The organism is Nonomuraea sp. NPDC050691 (assembly GCF_040654455.1).
Lineage (GTDB): Bacteria > Actinomycetota > Actinomycetes > Streptosporangiales > Streptosporangiaceae > Nonomuraea.
The window spans coordinates 1-18,363 of record NZ_JBFAIA010000163.1; the positions used below are offsets into that span (position 1 = coordinate 1).

Genomic DNA, 18,363 nt, shown 5'->3' on the forward strand with positions numbered 1-18,363 from the left:
CCTCGTGAGCGTGGACGGCGTGCACGTGTCGGTGCCCCAGGCGCTGACCATGCTCCGTTCACTGTCGGGGCGCGACGCCTCGCCGTACCAGGAGACGCGCCGCCGCGTCCGGCCCGCGTAGCAGAGCGGGGGTCACGAGGACGAGCCCGGCCGCGCCGAGGCCGAGCAGGAGCGCGCCGGCAGCCGCGGGCGGGGCGACGGGCGCGGTGGCGAGCAGCGCGGCCCCGGCGGCGGCGACCAGGGCGGAGCCCAGCATGGCCCGCCGCGGCCCGTATCCGAGCGCCCAGCGTCCGGCTGCGCCCACGACCAGCAGGCCGGCGCCGAACGACGACGACAACCACGCCAGCTCGCCCGCGGGCGTGCCCAGATCCCGGGCCAGCAGCACCAGGCACGCGCCGAGACTGTTGACGGTGAAGCCGAGCGCCACCTGCGCGAACGCGACTCTCCTGACCACCTGCCGCTCTCGCGCGACAGCCCCCGGTTCCTGCCCCTCGGCCGTACCCGGCCGGGGCGGGTCCCCCTCTCCCGCATCATCCCGGACCCTCTCCGAGTCCTTCACATCGCCACGCGTCGCCTCTGTACGTGACTCCCCGACCGGGAGCCGCCCGGCCGAGGGGGTCGTGTCGTCCTGGCCGGAGTCCGTCTGGTCGCGGGTGCGGCGGCCGGTCATCGGGCCGCCGGGGAGAGGGCCCGTCGCGGCGCGCCAGGGTGGGCGGGGGAGTGGTCCAAGGCCGGCACATCGGGGAACATCGCGGGGAGCGTTTCGAGGTTCAGTCGTTGTCGCCGCACAGGGGGCTCCTCCCGTTTAAACTCGTGCGACGAGCATAAAGGAGGCGACCACACCCATGGCAACCCCCACGGGCCGCGCGAGGTCCGTACGCGCCCGCGACGCCCGCTGGCGGGGCGCCCTCGCCGTCCTGGACGAGATGCGCCGCCGGCCGGGCGTCACCAGGGCCGACGTGGCCCGGCGGCTGGCACTGTCCACCGGGTCGGCCACCGAGATCACCGCGCGGCTGCGCGAGCTGGCGCTGCTCTCCGAGACCCCGGCCGCCGCCTCTGGGCGGGGACGTCCGACGACTGTGCTCAACCCACACCCCGACGGCCCGCTCGTCATCGCCGTCGACCTCCGCCAGGAGGACTGGCGGTGCGCGGCCGCGGAGATCGACGGCAGGCCGGGTGTCCTGGAGGAGGCCAGACACGGCAGCCGTGACCCGGACCAGGTGATCGGCGCCATCGCCGGGGCGGTACGCCGCGTCCACGACCGGTTCGGCGGGCGCGTCCGGGCCGTGGCGGTGGCGGTCGCCGCCACCGTACGGCACGGCGCGGTCGTGCAGTCCGCCACGCTGGGCTGGGACGCGGTGGACCTCACGGGGCTGGCCCCCGACCCGGGCCTGCCGCTGATCGTCGGCAACGACGCGACGCTGGCCGGCGCGGCCGAGGCCCGTTACGGCGCCGCCGCCGGTATCGGTACGGCGCTGCACGTCACGATCGAGGTCGGCGTGGGCGGCACCCTGGTCGTGGACGGGCTGCCGATCGAGGGGGCGACCGGAGCCGGGGGCGAGTTCGGGCACCTTCCGCTCGGTGACCCCGCGCTGCGCTGCCCCTGCGGCGCCCTGGGCTGCTGGGACCTCGCCGTGGACGGCCGCGCCATCGCTCGTCACCTGGGCGAGCCGCCGCCCCGCGACCCGCGCAGCTACGCGCAGGCGGCCCTGGCCAGGGCGCAGGGGGACGCGGCGGTGCGGACGGCCGTGGGGCGCGCGGCGAGCGGGTTCGGCCGGGGGGTCGCCGGACTGATCAACGCGTTCGATCCCGGCATCGTCACGCTGGGCGGCTTCGCCGGGCCGCTGCGCGGCGCGGCCGCCGAGGAGTTCGCCGCGGCCCTGACCGACGGGCTGATGCGGTTCCGCCGCGCGGAGCCCCCGCCCGTGGTGGCCGCCGCCCTCGGCGGCGATGGCGCCCTGCACGGGGCGGCGGCCATCGCGCTCGACCGGGTCCTCACCGAGGAGGGCCTCAACGCCTGGGCGGCCGACCACGCCGCCTGACCACCGATGGGTCACGCTGGCTGACCGCCGGGCGGCCCGGTTCGTCGTCAGCCGCCGCGGACCCGCCGCGTCCTGCGTACGGCTGGCCGGGGACCTGCGCCCCGACGTGGTGCAGATGGACATCCGCATGCCCGGCATCGAAGCCACCCAGATGATCACCTCGCGTCCGCCGCAGACCAGGGTCGTCATCCTGACCACCTTCGACGACGACAACGTCCACGCCGCCCTGCGGGCCGGGGCCGGCGGGTTCCTCGTCAAGGACACGGCGCTGGACGACATCCTGCTCGCCGTCCGCGTGGTCGCGGCCGGGGCGCGCTCATCGCGCCCGGCGTCACCCGCCGCCTCAGAGGAGTTCGCCGCCTGCCCCGCGCCCGCGCCTGCGCGAGCTCGACGGTGTCACCGGGTCCACCTCGTCATCGCCGCCCACGACGCCGGCCTGGCGTCACCGTCCCGGTGACAGACGTCCCGAAGACGGACGGTCCGATCACAGACGTTCTGGATCGCCTGAAGACAGGCGCCGTGGATGAGTGGCCGCCCGGCGGGTAGCCAGGACGAATGCCGATCCAGGAAGAGCAGCACCGGAGATGTGCCCGGCAGTGGGTGAGTGCCCGCCTCGACCGTGACCGCGAGCGGGGACTGCGGCTGACCCTCGCCTGCATGGCGGGAGCGCTCATGGTGATCGCGTTCGTCCCGCTGCTCGTCGTGGCCAGGATGCCGCTCAACGACCTGGACTCGGGCGTGACCGCCGTCCTGCACCGGTACGCGCTGGCCAACCCGGTGGTGACCGACGTGCTCATCGTCTGGACCAACGTGTTCGGCCCGTGGCCGTGGCGGATCGCGGTCGCCGTCCTCGCCGGATGGCTGCTGCGCCGGGGCGCGCCCAGGCTCGCCCTCTGGGCGGTCGCGACCGTGGCCGTGGGCGGGTTGCTCGGCGCCGGGCTCAAGCTCCTCGTGGACCGGGCCCGGCCGATCCTGCCCGAGCCGGTCGCCCTGGCCTCCGGCGAGGCGTTCCCCTCGGGGCACGCGCTCAACGTCACGCTCGGCGCGGGCATGATCGTCCTGGCCCTGCTGCCGCGGCTGTCCGGGCGGGGACGGCGGCTGGCCTGGGGCGTGGCGTTGTTCCTGGTGGTGTCGGTGGCCTGCACGCGGGTCGCGCTGGGCGTCCACTGGGTCAGCGACGTCGTCGCCGGGGTCGTGCTCGGGGCGGCCGTGATCGCCGCGAGTACGGCCGCGTTCGAGACGTGGCGCCGCGCGAAGGGCCGCAGACCGGCCGACCCGCCCAGGGAGGGCGTCGAACCCGAGGCGGTGGGCGCCGTCCTCGACCGCGACTGACCACACCGGTCACGCCCAGGCAGGCCCGCCGCGCCACCCGGCCTGAGCACATCCGCTCACGGGCCGCCGCTCACCTGGCCGCCGCTGACCCGCGACCTCGTCGTCCAGCGGGACCTGCGCGTGCCGATGCGCGACGGCGTCGAGCTGCTGGCCGACCGGCGGGCGCGGCGCACCGGGGGAGAGGGGGTCCCAGCAGCAATGGAGCAGAATCCAACGAACCCGCCCCTGACCTGCGGTGACGTGGTGTTCTGCGCCAAAACAGAAGGACTATCCGCCCTGGTTGTTGGCGCTGAGGGGTGATCCGTAGGTCAGTGAGGTTAGAGCCCTTGGTGCAGGGTGGCGTACTCGTCGCGGACCTGTGCGACGGCGTCGGGGTAGCGCTGGGTCTTCTCATGTTCTGCGAGGGCGCGGTAGACGCTGGCGAGGGAGGGGTTGTGGCCCTTGCGCTTGCCGGTGGGGATAATCAGGTCCTTGCAAAAGATGCGGGTGGGTGCCGTCGTCGCTCTGGACGGTCCATCGGCCGTTGGCGAAGTTGCCGGCGATGATGACGCCGACGGGGAGCTTCGCTTCGCGTCCGGGGCGGTGTGCGGGCGCGTCGGCTACGCCTGAGGTGCCACGCCGAAGCGTAGGAAGCCGGCGATGCGGGGGGAGAACGTGAGCGGGGTCTGCTCGCCGAGCGACGAGCGCACGCCCGCCGCCACCTCGGCGTCCGGCTCACCGAACACCTCGAAGTGCTCCACCCGGCAGTGCTTCATGACGTCCTGGATGAACGGGTCCGCGAGTTTCCAGTGCAGGCGGACCGCGTCGGAGTCCCGATAGAGCTGGAAGCTGTGCGCGAGCATCCGCGGCTCGTCCACGAAGGTCTGCACCATCAGCTGCGGGCCGTGCTGGTGGGCGAACTCCACGGCTCGGGCGATGGCGTCGCGGAAATCCTCCAGGTGGCCGTCGGTGATGCGCATGGTGTTGCGGAAGAGGAGGATCGTTTCGTCCTGGTGGCTCATGACGCGATTCAGCCTTCCTTCGCCAGCAGCTCGAACAGGCTCGAGAAGCCCTGTTCGCCGTAGCCGTCGGCGATCCGGCGATCCATCAGTTCCTTGACCTGGCGCATCCGCATGGCTTCCACACCGACGGACTCCCGGTGGTCGATCATGTCGTCCATCAGCGCGGCCTGGACGCGGAGCGGACCGAGGTCCGGCGGGTATTCCCCGCTCGCGACCGCCTTGGCGATCCCGGTCAGCAACGGCGGATATGCGGCCAGCGAGCCGGCGAAGCGCTCAGCGAACTCCGTCACATCGCCCCCTTCCGCCCGAACCAGCTTGAGCACGTGCAGAAAGCCGATGAGCATCTCGTAACCCATGGCGACCTGGGCCATGAACTCCACGGCGGCGAAGCCGGGGTCCTCGCCGTGGTAGCCGACGCCGCCCAACACCAGTAGGGCCGACTCGTGGGCGTCGAAGGCGCTGCGGGAACCGCTGAGCAGGACGGTGAAGTTCGGTGTGCCGACGTACGGCGGGTCCCCCATGATCTTGCCGTCGATGTACTCGGCGCCGTGCTCACTCGCCCAGCGCTCGTTGGCGCGCGCCTGGGCGGGTGAGCCGCTGGTGAGGTTCACCAGCACCTTGCCCTCGACCGCGGTATCGACCGAGGCCAGCACTTCGTCGACTGCTGCGCCGTCGAGCAGGCAGACCACGACGAGCGGGCTGGCCGCCACCGCCTCCGCGGCCGTGGCGGCCGCCGTGGCGCCGACGTCGACCAGCGGCGCGCTCTTGCCTGCCGTTCGGTTCCACACCGTTGTGCGATATCCGCGTTCGGCGAACGTTCTGGCGATCGCCGATCCCATGGCGCCGAGACCGAGCACGGTGACCCGGTTCGCCGCGGTGGTGGGGTTGTCGGTCGTTGCTGTTGTCGTCGTCATGGTGCTCCCTTTCGTATCGGATTCGGATGGAAGGACCGCCCGACAGCGGTCATGCTGTGCTCGCCGGGTCGAGGCCCGACAGCTTGTCGGGGTTGAGGATGCCGAAGGTGACCAGCTGCCGCAGCCCGCCGATCACGGTCCAGATCGCGGGCTCGCCGTTGGCCTCGATCAGGCGGGCCGCCTGCAGCGGATACCAGGGCATCAGCCCGGCCACGAATGCCGGCACGTTGGTGCGGCCGGTGACCGGATGCAGCGCGGGGCGCACCTTGCCGCCGCCGTCGTTGTAGGTGATCGCGTCCTCGGCCGGCAGTTCCGCCAGCGCCGTCACGTCGCCGTTCTGCGCGGCGTCCAGGAAACGCTTAGAGGAGCTCGGTGTGGTCGCCGGTGGCCGGGTTGAACCGGCCGCGGCCTTCGCTGAGGCGTCCCACCGCCCGGTGGTGCCAGTGCCGGCGTACCGGTGAGCGGGGGAACAGGCTTAGCGTACGTTCTCGTTCCTCCACACTCCGAGGGCCGGATCGTCGAGGTCAGGCGGCGAGCGCGGCGGCGATGGCGGGGCCGAATGCGGCGCCGAGCAGGTAGCAGAGGTTGAACTGGCCCATTGCCGTCGATCTGGCGCCGTCGGGCACCGCGGCGGCGGCGCGTGCCGCGAACGCCCCTTGCCCGGAGGCGGCGGCGAGGGAGGTAAGCGCCTGGGCGATGAGGAGGGCGGCCGGCGAGAGGTTGAGGCATGCCAGCCCCACGCCTGCCGCCGCCAGCCCGGGGAAGAGCCCGGCAACGGCCTTCACCGGCGCTTTCGCGGTGGCGGCGATCATCCCGTAGGAGGCCAACCCGCCGAACATCAGCGGCCACAGGATGGCGGCTCCCACCTGGCCGCTGGTCCAGTCCGTCTGTCCGGCGAGCAGGGCGGGCAGCAGATAGATCATGCCGAAGTTGGTCGCGGCCAGCAGGAACGCCAGTCCGGACGTCAGGAGGAACACCGGAGCGCGGACGATCGAGGCGGGCACGAATCCGTCGCGCCCAGACCGTAGGTGCAGCGCCAGCAGCCCACCGGCGGCCACGGCGGCCGTCCCCGCGACCGGCCATGAGTGGGGCACGAACACCAGCGCGGTGACCAATGCCGTCAGCAGCACCGCCCCCACCGGGTCGAAGGGTGCGTCCGGCGCCGGGTCGGCGGGTCGGTGGCGCAGCACGCCGGGAACGGCGAGCAGGCTCAGGGCGGGCAGGGCCAGGCCCGCCTGCCAGGACAGCAGCTCTGCGGCCAGGTCGGCGATCAGCGGCGCGGTGGAACCGACCGTCGCCAGCGAGGCCGTGACGAGTCCCATGGAGCGCGCCGAGCGGGTGAGGCTCATGGCGATCGTGGTGAACCCGGCAGTGCCGAGCCCTTGAGCCGCGCTGCCGAGCACGAGCGACGGCAGTGAGGGCACGCTCACCACGAGCACTGCGCCCAGGGCGACCAGCGCGGCACAGGTGAGCAGGGCCCGGCGTACGCCCTGGTGGCTCTGCAAGCCCGCCATCAAGGGGGTGCCGATCGCGATGGCCCAGCCGAAGGCGGTGACGATCCAGGTCACGGCGCCCAGAGTCAGTCCGAGGTCGCGGGCGGCGTCCGGCAGGATGAGGCTGGGGCCGGCGATCCCGAAGGAGAGCGGTCCCGCCAACAGCGCCAGCCAGGCTGCCGGAACCCCGCGGTCCGGAGTTCCGAGCTGATCGGGCGCTCCGGCGTGGGTGGAGGGGGCGTGGGATGAGCTGCTCATCTGTCCTCCCCGCTCGCGGACAGCACCGGATAGTCGGTGTAGCCGCGGTGGTCGCCGCCGTAGAAGGTCCTCGGGTCGGCTTCGGTGTACGGTCCGCCCGCCGCGATCCTGGCGGGCAGGTCGGGGTTGGCCAGCCACAGCCGGCCGAAGGAGATCGCGTCGGCCAGGCCGGAGCGCAGTGCCTCGATCCCGTCCGCGGGGTTCGCCGGCTCCTCGGCGCGCCACGGGTGCGGGTTGAGGACGAGCGGGCCCTCCCACTCGGCGCGGATGAGCTTGGTCACGTCGCGGGTGTCGTTCTCCGAGACGTGCAGGTACGCCAGGTCGTACGGTGCGAGCGCGCGGGCCAGCTCCGTGTAGAGGAGCTCCGTGTCGCTTTCGTTCATGCCGTTGTAGGTGATGCCGGGTGAGATCCGGATGCCGGTGCGGCCAGGCCCGATCACGTCGGTGACGGCCTGCACGACCTCCACGGCGAACCTGATGCGCCCGGCCACCGAACCGCCGTAGGCGTCGGTGCGCCGGTTGGTGTTGTCCGACAGGAACTGGTGGATCAGGTAGCCGCTGGCGCCGTGCAGTTCGACCGCGTCGAAGCCGGCGTCCATCGCCAGCCGGGCCGCGGATGCGAACTCCTCGATGGCCTGGTCGATGTCGGCCAGCGTCATCTCCCGCGGCGTCGGGCAATCCAGCAACCCTTCGTGGGTGTAGAGCCGCTCTCCGGAGCAGATCGCCGACGGAGCGAGGGGAAGCTCCCCTCCGGGATACAGGCAGGGATGGCCGATCCGCCCGGAGTGCATGATCTGGACCGCGATGCGGCCGCCTCGCCGGTGCACCGCGTCGGTGACCAGCCGCCAGGCGGCCATCTGCTCCGGCGTGTGCAAGCCGGGGGTGTCGATGTAGCCCTGGCCGATCACGCATGGCTGGGTGCCCTCGGTGATGATCAGACCGGCGGCGGCGCGCTGGGCGTAGTACTCGGCGGTCAGCTCACCGACGAGCCCGTCCCGTGCCCGGTTGCGCGTCATGGGCGCCATGATCAGGCGGTTGGGAAGATCCAGCTCGCCGATGGTCACCGGCGTGAGAAGCTCGTTCACGTCATCCTCCTCGTCACGGGGTCGTGTTCGTTGCCACGAGGGTATGAACGAGCGTTTACGGGCCGAATCGGTAAGGTTTCGGTACGGGACTACTGGGATCGCGTACGTATCCCGGACGGCACAGCCGTACGTATCCCCGCACGAAAGGCATGGTCGGTTGCTGTATGGCAGGGCGGGCGAGCAGGCCGCGATCGAGGACCTCGTGGAGGCCGCGCGTGGCGGCCGCAGCGGCGGCCTCGTCCTGCGCGGCGAGCCCGGCATCGGCAAATCGGCGTTGCTCGACTGGGCCGCCGAGTACTGCACCGGCATCAGGGTGCGCGTCCTGCGGGTCACCGGCGTCGAGACGGAGGCGGATCTCGCCTTCGCCGGGCTCGTCCAATTGCTCTGGCCGGTCCAGGCACACCTCGATGCGCTGCCCGGGACACAGGCGGACGCCCTGCGGGCGGTGCTCGGCTCGGGCGGCTCGGGCGCGCGGGACAGGTTCCTGTCCGGGCTGGCCGTGATGACCCTGCTGGCCCATCTCGCCGACGACGGGCCGCTGCTCTGCCTGGTCGACGACGCGCACTGGCTCGACCACGCCACCGCCGACGCACTGCTGTTCGCCGCCCGCCGTCTGACGGAGGAGAAGGTGGCGCTGCTGTTCGCCGCGCGGGAGGAGGGCTTCGCCGCCGCCGGTCTGCCCGAGATCCGCCCGTCGCGGCTGTCGCAGGAGGACGCGGAACGCGTCCTGGCCCACCGAGGCCTGACCCCCGCGGCACGGGAGCAGGTGATCGCCGAGTCCGAGGGGAACCCGCTGGCGCTGATCGAATTCTCCTGTGAACGGAGGCGCTACCACGCGGCGGCCGGCCCGATCCCGATCGCCGACCGGGTGCTCGCGTCCTTCCGCTCACGCATCGCCCTGCTGCCCGACAAGACCCGTCTCATGATGCTGATGATCGCCGCCGAGGGCCGTGGCGACCTGCCGATGCTGCTGAGCGCCGCGGACGCGCTCGGAGTCGGACCGGAAGACCTGGCGGAGGCCGAGAAGGCCGGACTGGTCGAGGTGAGTGCTGCGGCCATCGCCTTCCGCCATCCTCTGATCCGCACCGCCGCCTACCAGGGCGCGCCGCTGGCGCGGCGGATCGCCGTGCACCGGGCGCTGGCGGACGCGGCCACCGACGACGACTGCCGGATCCGGCACCGGGCCGCGGCCACGACGTCACCTGACGAGGACCTGGCGGTGGCGTTGACGCGCGCCGCCGAACGGGCTCGCGGCCGGGCCGCCTTCGCCGCCGCCGCCGGGCTGTGGGAGCAGGCCGCGACCTACACCCCGCGCCCGCGCGACCGGGCCGCCCGGCTGGGCCAGGCGGCGGCGCTGGCGCTGTCGTCCGGTCACGCCGAGCACGCCGCCGGACTCGTCGGCCAGGCCGAGGACCTGCTGGACGATCCCACGTCCCTCGCCACGCTGACCGAGATACGAGCGGCGGTGGAGTTCGAGCGGGGACAGGGCCGGTCGGCCGCCCGGCTCCTGATGGAACGGTGCCCCCCTGCCGACCCAGTGGCCGCCGTGCCCATGCTGCGCACGGCGGCCGGGTACGCCTGGCTCTGCGGCGAGGCGGAGGTGATCCGGGGCGCGGCCGCACGGCTGACCGCCATGGGCACACAGGATCCGATGATCCAGGGGCTGGCGCACCTGGTCGACGACGACTACGCGCGCGGCCTGCCGCTCCTGGCACAGTTCGTCGCGGACACCCTGCCCGACGTCACCGGCCAGGCGCCGGGCACTCTGCTGGAGGGCGCCACCATCCGGTGGGCTGCCTTCTGCGCGATGGTCATGGCCGACGACGACGCGGCCGTCGCCCTGGCCGGCGCCGAGGTGGCGCGGTTGCGCCGGCAGAGCCTGGTGGGAGCGCTGCCGCAGGTGCTGCAGGATCTGGCCGGAGTGCACGTGCAGGCCGGCAGACACCGTGACGCCGAGACGTGCATCGCGGAGGCCGTCGAGCTGGCCCGCCACACCGGGATGCACCAGCGCGTGCCGCGGCTGCACTCGGTGCTGGCCAGAGCGGCGGCGATCGAGGGCGACGAGCAACGCTGCGTCCGGCTCGCCGGTGACCAGCCGGATGCCGGTGGCATGACCGGCCTGGCCGCGCTCTGCCTGCTCGACCTGGGGCTCGGACGCTACGACCGAGTGCTGGAGCGGCTCGAAGCCGCGGCGCGAGGACCGCTGCGCCACCTGACGAATCTGGTCACAGCCGGAGCCGAGCAGGTCGAGGCGGCCGTGCGGCTGGGCGAGCCCGAACGGGCGGAGGAGCCCCTGCGCCGCCTGGAAGCCTGGGCGCGCGCCGGGAGACAGCCATGGGCCGAGGCGGTCAGTGCCCGCTGCCGCGCGCTGTTGAGTGACGACGAGGACGACTACCTGGGGGCCCTGGCGGCGCACCGGCGCGCGGACCGGCCTTTCGAGCAGGCGCGCACCGAGCTGGTGTATGGCGAGTGGCTGCGCCGGGCCCGGCGCAGCACCGACGCCCGCACCCCGCTGCGGTCGGCGCTGAAGACCTTCGAGCGGTTGCGGGCCGCGCCGTGGCGGGCGCGAGCGGAGGCGGAGCTGAAGGCGACGGGAGAGTCCGTCCTGACCGCCCGGCCGACGGCCGCCGACCCGCTGGAACGGCTCACGCCCCAAGAACTCCAAGTCGTACGCCTGGCCAGGGACGGGAGCACAAGCCGGGAGATCGCCGCTCACCTGTTCCTTAGCCCGCGCACGGTGGAGCACCACCTTTATCGGGCCTACCGCAAGCTCGGCATCCGGTCACGCCGGGAGCTGGCCCGCCTCGACCTCACCTGAACCACGCCGACATTCGCGCAGCCGCGCTCTTGGCCTCCGAACAGGAGCAGCTCGGTGAGCCGGGCTTACTGTCACATTTGTTGACGGACGGCCTCTGGCCAGGCCAGCCTTACACCGGTCGGCCAGCAGCGGCCCGGCGTGCGGGTAGAGCGCGTTCGTCGCCGCCGGGGTGTCCACCCGGAGCATGGTGATCCTGCCTGGATCGCGCATCCTGGGGGTGAGGACCTTACCGACCAGGTCGAACAACCCGAAGTTGACCAGCGTGGCGCCATGAGTATCGGTCGCGTGCTCGTGGATCGGCAGATCGGTCTCATTGCCCAGCAGCTCGTCCAGGGTGTAGTGGCCCTCGCGGGAGGTCGGCACGATCTGCTTCGTGCCCTACGTCGACCACTGGTCGGACACGTGGGTGTAGGTCGACAGGCCCCGGCCGCCGTGGATGGTCATGTCCCGGGCGGTCAGCGACTTGCCGCGGACGGGGAACCGCTGTCCGTCCGATGATGACATGGTGCCGCCACCGAACTTCTTGGCCTGCTCCAGTTGATAGTGGTGGTTGACCAGGATGGTGTTCGCCTCGCGGAGTGTCTCCTCCCGCACATGCCACTCCTGCGTCCAGGCGAGCGTGTCATAGGACACCCCACACGCTTCCGACATTCGGGTCAGCCCCAGGTCGGTGGCCCCAGCGATCAGGACGGCCAGAATGTTGCGCTTCTGCTCCACCGACAGCTTCGACTTGCGGCCACCGGCGTGGGTGAAGCAGTCCAGGAAGTGCGTGCGGGCGTCCAGCTCGATCAGCAGCGAAGCGATCGGCACGGACGGCAGCATGCTCGACAACTCGTCCCGCAGTTCCTTGGCCTCGGCCGGGATGTCCTCGGCCGATAGCGGCGGGATGACCAGTCGTCCGGCCTCGTCCAAGCGGACCGCGCCGACGTCACCTGGCGCACTGCTTGCGAGGGTCTCCTCCAGCTCCTCCAGGGCCTGGTGGAGTTCGTCCTTGACCTGCTCGATCGCCTCGGCCGCGTCGGCGGGTTTGCGGACCAGGTGGCAGGCAGCACTCCGCCCGTTTGGCCTCCCACTGCTCGGGGGTGAACAGGTAGGTGCCGGGGTCGGCGTAGCGGCGCTAGCCTGGCACGAACACATCCCCCGACCGCAGGCCGCCGCGCAACGCGAGGATGGTGCAGATCTCCCAGTAGTGCCGGAACGCGGTGTCGTTTCTGCTCTTGCGGGCCTTGGCCGGCCCTGCACCGTTATCGGTGTCGCCTCCACTGCGGGCGTCGTCAGCCACGCCAGCCGCGTCGTTCCGATCTCCGGATCGTGCACCAGCAGCCGATCTGGATTCGCCCGCATCGGCCCGGTCAAGAGATGATCGACTTTCTCCGATGTCAACGCCCCCGCCGCGTTACGCGCCGATCCGACCATCTTCATCAACATGACCACACCGGGCCGGACCACCTTCGAGCTGATCAGATGCTCGGCCGCCTGAGGGAACAGCAGCGACGGCGTGTCATGCTCCAGCGCCCCAGGAAACACCGCAAGCTGGTTCGCCAGCCGCTGCACCACCGCCTTCGGCACCGACCAGATGTCATCCGGCACGAACCCCAACCACGGCAACGTGCACAGCTGCACTGCCAACCCCAAGCGCGCCGCCGAACCCGGCCCCCGCCCCGGCTTAAGTTGTCGATGAACCCTAGATCCTTTCGTGTCAACGTGAAGAACCTAATCAACTCCTCCCTGCCGATGTCCGGATACGACCGAAGCCGCTCCATCTGCTCATCGGAGAAGACTGAACCGCCAACGCCCACCAACCTCCACGACCGCACCGAAACCAGTACGAACCGTAGTAGCAAAGATCGTCAGGTGTTCCTTCAACTCAAATAACCCCAGCGCAGAGGCGGGTTCGTTGGATTCTGCTCCATTGCTGCCGGGACTCCGAGAGGCGCTGCCGACCGCGCTGATCCGCTGCCCGTACGGCAGGCGCGGGGTGCTCGTCCAGGCGATGGTCAGGCCGCTGGCCGAACGCGGGTACCAGGTGCTGGCCCAGAGCACCCGCGGCGGTTTCGGCTCCGGCGGCGACTTCGACCCGCTGCGCCAGGTCGGCCCTGACGCTGGAGTTCCTCCGCGAGGACGGGCTGTCGCTGGAGACGCCGTTCGCCTGGGGCGCGCTGGTCGCCGTCCAGGAACGCCGCTGGGCGATGCCCCGCCAGCCGTTCCAGGCGCGAAGGGTGCGGCGGGCGCTGTCCACGCTGCCGCTGAGCCGGGCCGACGTCGCCGCCGTCGGCCGGCGCTCCGCGTACATCCAGGACATCCTCGCCCACCACGCCGGCGACCCGCGCTGGGCCGGCCTCGACCACCGCCGACACGATCACCCGCGCCGCCGTCCGGCTCTGGCCGGCCGCGCACCGTTTCCGGCGCGGCCACCGCGTCAGGGTCCAGGGGCCGTCCGGGACGTCAGCGCGTGACGGGCCGATCCAGCGGCGGGGCGCCGTTATGAGGGGTGACGTTTGGCGTACAGTCCCGCGGCGAGGGCCACGCCCAGGGCGGCGAGCACGACCTGGATGACCAGTTCGAGCCAGTCGATCCCCTTGGTGGCGGCGACGCCGAGCGCGCCGGCGATGGCGGTGCCGATGAGCGCCGCCACGATGCCGATCACGATGGTGAGCCAGATGGGGATGTTCTGGCGTCCCGGTACGACGAGCCGCCCGACGATTCCGATGATGAGCCCGATGATGAGGGCGGAGAAGATGCCGGTGACCTCCACGCTGCACGCTCCCGTCAGTCAGCTGCAGGTCCTGCCAGGTCGTGAACGCGACCCGGCACTCCTGGTGCTTCCCCCCGGCGGAAGGCGGAAACCGACCCGGACCCGGACGCTCAGCTCAGCAGCTCCCGGACCAGCACCTCGCTCCACCACCGCTCCACCCGGCCGGGCGGCCAGCCGCGCTCGGCGGTGAGGGTGACGTAGACGTCGACGCTGCACAGGCCCGCGTAGACGTCGAGGGCGGCCGGCACGTCCAGGCCCGGCCGCAGGACGCCCGCGGGCCACGAGGAGAACACCGTCGCGCGGATCTCGTCGGCCCGCTCGCGGCCGTCACGGTAGACCGTCGCCAGCTCCGGCTCGGTACGGCCGGCCTCGCGCAGCAGGACGATGACGTCTCCGGCGCGCTCGTACAGGCGCCGGTCGAACCCGGTCATCGCGGTCAGCTGCCGCGCGGGATCCTCCCGGGCTCGCGCGCCACGTCGCGGACGGTCGTCGCGGCCCACCCCCGCTCGACGAAGAGCCGGCGCGCGGCGCGGGCGATCTCGGCCCGCGTCTCCAGCGCCTGAGCCGTGCGGCGCAGCGAGTCGTAACGGCGCTGACCCACCTCTGCGTTCATGACTGGCACCCTAAGTCCTCGCGATGCCGGCCTGCCGCTCACCGGCGCCGGGCACGCCCCGCGTCAGCGGCCGCTCCACTTGATCTCGTACGGCTGGAGGGTGACCTGCCGGCCGTCCACGGTCGCGGAGACCGGCTTGTCGGCGGTGTTGACCATGAGCAGCTCGCGCGGCTGCGCCAGCACCCGGATCCGGGGGTCGGAGGAGGTGACGGCCTCCAGTTCGGCCCCGGCCGGGAACCAGCGGGTGAACTCGGTCACGAGCGTCCCGCTGGGCCGCATCTCGCCCGTGCGGGGAGCCCACATGCAGCCCACGCAGGCGCCGTCCTTGGCCTGCGGGTTCCAGTACAGGGCGGTGGCGACGCCGCTGCGGGCGAACTCCATCATCGAGACGGCCTGGACCGCGAGGCGCTTGGGCTCGTCCCACGTGGTGCCGTTCTCCGGCACGAAGTACCACTCCGACCACCAGACGGGCAGGTCGCCGGTCCGCTCGCGCAGCCACGCGGTGACCGCGCCGAACTTGCCCAGGGCGCCGAACGCGTCCGGCCGCAGCTCGTGGGTCTCGGTGGGGGAGGCGCCGTCCACGACGACGAAGTCGGCGCCCTTCTTGTTCTTGAACCAGTATGCGAAGGCGTCGAGGGCGTTCTGGTTGACCACCCCCCAGGGGCCGCGCAGCTCGGACGTGCCCTCGTTGTCGCTGTCGAAGCCGATGTACGGGCCGCCGACCTTGGCGTCCGGCCGGGCCGCTTTGACCGCCGTGTACACCTTGTTGTAGAGCTCGGTGTAGCCCTTGAAGTCGGCCGGCTTGGAGTGGTCCTTCCAGAAGCCCTTGAGCTCGTTCCAGACCATGAAGTACTTGACGTCGGTGTAGCGGGTGGCGACGGTGGCGGCCAGCCGGGCGAAGTCGTCGTAGTGCTCCGGGTACGGGGCGTCCTCCAGGTGCTCCTTCCAGGCCGACTCCTCGGTGGGGCCCTCGGGGCCGCCCTTCATCCAGTCGGGTGCGCAGCACAGCGTGAGGACCGGGGTGCCGCCCGACTCCCTCATCAGGGTGAGCCGGCTGTCGAGGTCCTCCCAGAAGTACTCGCCGCGGCGGGGCTCGGGGTTGAGCGCGCCGAAGCCCATGATGTGCTGGTTCTGCAGCATGGGGGTGGCGGCCAGCGCCGTGGCCACCGTCCGTTCGAAGCCGGGGCTGATGTTGTTGGCGCTGACCCCGGTGTGGGTGAAGCCCCAGCGCGGCCAGCCGGCGTCCACGGGCGGCGGCTTCGCGATCGGGCCCTCCGCGGCCGGTGGGGTGGACTCCTGCGCGGTCGGCCTCGCGTCGCCGGTGGTGCCGCCGGTGGTGTCTCCGGGGGAGCAGCTCGCCACCGCGAGCACCGCTGCCATGACCGCCGCCGCCATGAGCGGCCTCCACCCGGAAGGCCGGTCTGCCGCCGGCGCGGGGAAAGCTGATGCCACCTGGCCCCCATCCGATCCTCGGTAGGTGCAGGGATGTAGCGTTCCACGGCGGGTGTAAGGCCGTCATATCGCGCGACCGGTTTCACAGCCAATCGTTATCACGCGCGCACTCGGCGTACCGGCGAATCTACATGGTAAAGGCGCTCGGTGAGCTCAGCGCACGGTCCATTCAAGCTGGCCGGCGACGGCCTCGGGCTTCAGGTAGCCGATGGAGCCGCCCTGTTCCAGGGCGTCGGCGACGGCCTTCAGCAGGGCGTGGTACGAGCGGATGCGGACACCGCCGGGGGCGAAGCTCATGCTGCCCTCGTGGTCGGTCTCGCCGACGTCGCGCTTCACGGAGTCGACCACCAGGTGGTTGCCCACGCCGTCGTAACCGATGGGGAGCATGCGCCCGTCCCACCATTCGGAGCGCGGGTCGGACTTCGTGCCGCCGTAGTCCTCGTCGTCGATGTCGCACAGGCCGCGCCAGGTGTCGAGCATCTCCTGGGCGCTCACGGTGACATGGCCCAGGAAGCCGAAGCCCCAGGTGTCCTTCACCGCGAGCGTCCCGTCGTGCCGCAGGAGCGAGGCGCGCAGGTCGTCGGGGAAGCGCCGGCCCATCCGGGCCTCGACCGCCGCTACGGCGGCGGGCTCGGCGGGCCCGGCGAGCGTCCGGCGGCTCCTGGGGGCGTTGGTCTCCAGCCATCGCTCGATGCGCCGCCACTGCCGGTGGACCGCCCGGGTCGCCTTCGCGTCCGGCGCGCGCACCGGGAGGGTGCGGCTCGGCGGGTGGCAGTCCGGGTCGGGAACCGCCCAGGGCCCCGGGGCGGGCTCGCTCGGGTCGTACGGGGCGCCTTCCGGCTCGGCTGACAGGCAGGGGGCCGAGTCGCAGGCCCCGAACCGGGCCTCGGTCAGGTACACGTCCGGCTGGTCCTTGGCGAAGACCGTGAATTCGAGGAGCTGGCCGCCGGCGGCGAGCAGGCAGAGCGCGAGGCCGGCGGCGGCCCAGCGGGTCAGGTGGCGGCGGGTGGCCTCGTCCAGGGGCTCCCTGGCGGGGCGGTCGTGGCCGCCGCCCTGGAGGATCTTCGGGATCCTGGCGGGCTTGGCGTAACGGGCGAGATCGCCGGCGGTGGGCGTGCCGAGGACCGGGGCCGGGGGCCACTGCTCCGCGGGCGGCCACGCGGGGGTCTCGGTCCTGGCGGGCGCCTCCTCGTGCCGTACGGGGGTGTGGAGCGCCGGGCGGCGGCGGGCATGGACGATCAGGACGATCGCCGCCGCGACCGCGGTCGCCGCGAGGGCGAGCCACACTCTCCGGGAGATGATCATTCGCCGCACGTCCGGCAGAGTACCCCGGATCGGCGCACGGCGGGATCATGCGGGCTTCTCGTCGAGGGTCCAAGCGGCCGGCTCGCGCCGGCGAGCGGGCCGCCCCTCCTCATGAGCGTCACGCGGTGGCGCGATCGCGCTGGAACAGCCGGACGCCGGCGACCGCCAGCGGCAGGAACAGCAGGGTGAACGCGGAGCCGATCACATAGGTGAGCTGGACGGGGATGAACATCATCGCGACGAACGCGGCGAGGTAGACGGCGGTCAGCCACCAGCCGACGACCCCCGCCCGGGCCAGCCCGGCCGACAGCGCCAGCAGCCCGAGGAAGGCGAGCATCTCGGTGCCGCTCCACAGCGGCATGAAGGCCGAGCCGTCGACCGTGTCGGAGATGCGGACGGCCACGTCGAGCGGAAGCTGCCGGCCGGTGACCATCCGCCACCAGTCGTCCCGTACGGCGCCGGAGACGTTCAGCAGGCCGATCGCGGCGGCCAGGGCGCCGAACAGGGTGGGCCAGGCGCCCTTGCGGCCGCGCACCAGGCCCGGCACGGCCAGGGCGCCGAGGGCCCCCGCGATCAGGCCGTAGTGCAGCAGCATGGCCGACAGCTCGGTCAGGAACGTGTCGCGGGCCAGCGAGGTGATGTAGTCGGCGGCAGAGTCCGACGCCTGCGGCGGGCAGGTCATCATCCCGGCGAGCATGAGCGCGGGCCCGGCGACGAGGGCGCCGGCGGCGGTGCGCCGCAGGACGCGGGCCGGCCGGCCGGTGTCGCCGGGCGCGACGGCGCTGCCGTTCATGGGGCCGTTCACGGTGCCGTTCACGGGACTGTTCACGGGACCGGTGGCGTCCGCGGTGGGGGAGAGGGGAGTCATGTCGTTCCTCCGGTGAGGGGTGGCGTCTCGTTGACGTGGACCACTGTCGGGTCCGGGCGGTGCGCGGCGCGTCCGCCGTTTCGCACCGTCGCCTCTCGGCGTTCCGGCGGACGGCGGCGGGGCCGGGTCCCCCTCATGGCGGACCCGGCCGGCGGAGCGGGTCCGCCGTCCGGCGGAGCCGCCGGGCGGGCGGCCTGGTTACGATCGGTGGCCATGACGATGAGACGGCTGCGCGACCCCCGCCTGATACCGCTGGTGTTCGGGCCGGTCATCGGGGCGCTGGGCGTGCTGGAGACCCGGCTGGACCCCGGGCTCGGCGCGGCGGCGACGGCCACGTGGGTGTCGGGCCTGGTGCTGGCGGCCAGGTCGCCGACGTCATCGCCGCGGTGGCCTCTATCGACCCCGTCATGGGAGGTGTGGACCGGTG

At 72.4% G+C, this 18,363-nt stretch carries 17 protein-coding genes and 3 pseudogenes; 7 read left to right on the forward strand and 13 right to left on the reverse strand.

Features of this window, described 5'->3' with window-relative positions; translation table 11 throughout:
• Positions 1–58: 58 nt before the first annotated feature.
• Positions 59–454, reverse strand: coding sequence for a hypothetical protein (locus AB0H81_RS35840; protein WP_358383960.1), 396 nt, complete (start codon positions 452–454; stop codon positions 59–61).
• 391 nt (positions 455–845) lie between these two features.
• Here AB0H81_RS35840 and AB0H81_RS35845 point away from each other — a divergent pair, with 391 nt between their 5' ends.
• From AB0H81_RS35845 to AB0H81_RS35855, 3 genes and pseudogenes are all read left to right on the forward strand, one after another.
• A complete protein-coding gene (locus AB0H81_RS35845) occupies positions 846–2,042 on the forward strand; it encodes an ROK family transcriptional regulator (RefSeq protein ID WP_358383962.1) in 1,197 nt (398 codons plus the stop codon).
• Between the two features lie 76 nt (positions 2,043–2,118).
• Positions 2,119–2,343 (forward strand): annotated as a pseudogene (locus AB0H81_RS35850) (response regulator transcription factor); the annotation flags it as partial.
• 254 nt (positions 2,344–2,597) lie between these two features.
• Positions 2,598–3,374 (forward strand): phosphatase PAP2 family protein, encoded by a 777-nt coding sequence (locus AB0H81_RS35855; protein WP_358383965.1) that lies wholly within the window; start codon positions 2,598–2,600, stop codon positions 3,372–3,374.
• Positions 3,375–3,973: 599 nt separating this feature from the next.
• Here the strand turns inward: AB0H81_RS35855 and AB0H81_RS35860 are convergent.
• From AB0H81_RS35860 to AB0H81_RS35880, 5 genes are all read right to left on the reverse strand, one after another.
• Complete coding sequence (locus AB0H81_RS35860) at positions 3,974–4,375, reverse strand: hypothetical protein (RefSeq protein WP_358383968.1); 402 nt, start codon at positions 4,373–4,375, stop codon at positions 3,974–3,976.
• An 8-nt stretch (positions 4,376–4,383) separates the two neighbouring features.
• Positions 4,384–5,289 carry an NAD(P)-binding domain-containing protein gene (locus AB0H81_RS35865; RefSeq protein ID WP_358383971.1) on the reverse strand — a complete coding sequence of 302 codons (906 nt, stop codon included), beginning with the start codon at positions 5,287–5,289 and terminating at the stop codon, positions 4,384–4,386.
• A gap of 49 nt (positions 5,290–5,338) precedes the next feature.
• The gene (locus tag AB0H81_RS35870; protein ID WP_358383973.1) at positions 5,339–5,617 is read right to left on the reverse strand and encodes a hypothetical protein; all 279 of its coding nucleotides are present in this window, start codon (positions 5,615–5,617) and stop codon (positions 5,339–5,341) included.
• Between the two features lie 196 nt (positions 5,618–5,813).
• Positions 5,814–7,040: an MFS transporter gene (locus tag AB0H81_RS35875; RefSeq protein ID WP_358383976.1), complete on the reverse strand. Its 1,227-nt coding sequence runs from the start codon at positions 7,038–7,040 to the stop codon at positions 5,814–5,816.
• On the reverse strand, positions 7,037–8,125 hold the full coding sequence (locus tag AB0H81_RS35880; RefSeq protein WP_358383979.1) for an alkene reductase: 1,089 nt from the start codon (positions 8,123–8,125) through the stop codon (positions 7,037–7,039). Before AB0H81_RS35880 ends, AB0H81_RS35875 begins: the two co-directional genes overlap by 4 nt.
• A 157-nt stretch (positions 8,126–8,282) precedes the next feature.
• Between AB0H81_RS35880 and AB0H81_RS35885 the strand changes: the two genes are divergently transcribed.
• Positions 8,283–10,943: an AAA family ATPase gene (locus AB0H81_RS35885; RefSeq protein WP_358383981.1), complete on the forward strand. Its 2,661-nt coding sequence runs from the start codon at positions 8,283–8,285 to the stop codon at positions 10,941–10,943.
• Here AB0H81_RS35885 and AB0H81_RS35890 read toward each other — a convergent pair.
• Positions 10,908–12,566, reverse strand: a pseudogene (locus AB0H81_RS35890) (Tn3 family transposase). The gene AB0H81_RS35885 and the pseudogene AB0H81_RS35890 overlap by 36 nt on opposite strands.
• A gap of 289 nt (positions 12,567–12,855) precedes the next feature.
• On the opposite strand from AB0H81_RS35890, the pseudogene AB0H81_RS35895 reads away from it, so the two are divergent.
• A pseudogene (locus AB0H81_RS35895) lies at positions 12,856–13,014 on the forward strand (CocE/NonD family hydrolase); the annotation flags it as partial.
• 118 nt (positions 13,015–13,132) lie between these two features.
• Positions 13,133–13,399 carry a hypothetical protein gene (locus AB0H81_RS35900; protein ID WP_358384004.1) on the forward strand — a complete coding sequence of 89 codons (267 nt, stop codon included), beginning with the start codon at positions 13,133–13,135 and terminating at the stop codon, positions 13,397–13,399.
• Positions 13,400–13,425: 26 nt separating this feature from the next.
• Here the strand turns inward: AB0H81_RS35900 and AB0H81_RS35905 are convergent, their stop codons facing one another.
• The 6 genes from AB0H81_RS35905 to AB0H81_RS35930 form a co-directional block, all read right to left on the reverse strand.
• On the reverse strand, positions 13,426–13,698 hold the full coding sequence (locus tag AB0H81_RS35905) for a GlsB/YeaQ/YmgE family stress response membrane protein (RefSeq protein WP_358383983.1): 273 nt from the start codon (positions 13,696–13,698) through the stop codon (positions 13,426–13,428).
• 110 nt (positions 13,699–13,808) lie between these two features.
• Positions 13,809–14,129, reverse strand: a complete 321-nt coding sequence (locus AB0H81_RS35910) for a hypothetical protein (RefSeq protein WP_358383986.1) — start codon at positions 14,127–14,129, stop codon at positions 13,809–13,811.
• 5 nt (positions 14,130–14,134) lie between these two features.
• Complete coding sequence (locus tag AB0H81_RS35915) at positions 14,135–14,311, reverse strand: TetR family transcriptional regulator (RefSeq protein WP_358383989.1); 177 nt, start codon at positions 14,309–14,311, stop codon at positions 14,135–14,137.
• A gap of 63 nt (positions 14,312–14,374) precedes the next feature.
• Positions 14,375–15,706, reverse strand: coding sequence for a xylan 1,4-beta-xylosidase (locus AB0H81_RS35920; RefSeq protein ID WP_358383992.1), 1,332 nt, complete (start codon positions 15,704–15,706; stop codon positions 14,375–14,377).
• Positions 15,707–15,916: 210 nt separating this feature from the next.
• Positions 15,917–17,068 (reverse strand): SMI1/KNR4 family protein, encoded by a 1,152-nt coding sequence (locus AB0H81_RS35925; RefSeq protein ID WP_358384001.1) that lies wholly within the window; start codon positions 17,066–17,068, stop codon positions 15,917–15,919.
• Between the two features lie 118 nt (positions 17,069–17,186).
• Positions 17,187–17,936: a hypothetical protein gene (locus AB0H81_RS35930; protein ID WP_358383995.1), complete on the reverse strand. Its 750-nt coding sequence runs from the start codon at positions 17,934–17,936 to the stop codon at positions 17,187–17,189.
• Between the two features lie 213 nt (positions 17,937–18,149).
• On the opposite strand from AB0H81_RS35930, the gene AB0H81_RS35935 reads away from it, so the two are divergent.
• A partial coding sequence (locus AB0H81_RS35935; protein WP_358383998.1) for a hypothetical protein occupies positions 18,150–18,363 on the forward strand: 214 nt, incomplete at its 3' end.

What these genes read in the sequence shown, in the direction of transcription:
- AB0H81_RS35845 (WP_358383962.1), top strand. Translation starts at nt 846, where the DNA reads ATGGCAACCCCCACGGGCCGCGCGAGGTCCGTACGCGCCCGCGACGCC.
- AB0H81_RS35855 (WP_358383965.1), top strand. Translation starts at nt 2,598, where the DNA reads ATGCCGATCCAGGAAGAGCAGCACCGGAGATGTGCCCGGCAGTGGGTG.
- AB0H81_RS35860 (WP_358383968.1), bottom strand. Translation starts at nt 4,375, where the DNA reads ATGAGCCACCAGGACGAAACGATCCTCCTCTTCCGCAACACCATGCGC.
- AB0H81_RS35865 (WP_358383971.1), bottom strand. Translation starts at nt 5,289, where the DNA reads ATGACGACGACAACAGCAACGACCGACAACCCCACCACCGCGGCGAAC.
- AB0H81_RS35875 (WP_358383976.1), bottom strand. Translation starts at nt 7,040, where the DNA reads ATGAGCAGCTCATCCCACGCCCCCTCCACCCACGCCGGAGCGCCCGAT.
- AB0H81_RS35900 (WP_358384004.1), top strand. Translation starts at nt 13,133, where the DNA reads ATGCCCCGCCAGCCGTTCCAGGCGCGAAGGGTGCGGCGGGCGCTGTCC.
- AB0H81_RS35910 (WP_358383986.1), bottom strand. Translation starts at nt 14,129, where the DNA reads ATGACCGGGTTCGACCGGCGCCTGTACGAGCGCGCCGGAGACGTCATC.
- AB0H81_RS35915 (WP_358383989.1), bottom strand. Translation starts at nt 14,311, where the DNA reads ATGAACGCAGAGGTGGGTCAGCGCCGTTACGACTCGCTGCGCCGCACG.
- AB0H81_RS35920 (WP_358383992.1), bottom strand. Translation starts at nt 15,706, where the DNA reads ATGGCGGCGGCGGTCATGGCAGCGGTGCTCGCGGTGGCGAGCTGCTCC.
- AB0H81_RS35925 (WP_358384001.1), bottom strand. Translation starts at nt 17,068, where the DNA reads ATGATCATCTCCCGGAGAGTGTGGCTCGCCCTCGCGGCGACCGCGGTC.
- AB0H81_RS35930 (WP_358383995.1), bottom strand. Translation starts at nt 17,936, where the DNA reads ATGACTCCCCTCTCCCCCACCGCGGACGCCACCGGTCCCGTGAACAGT.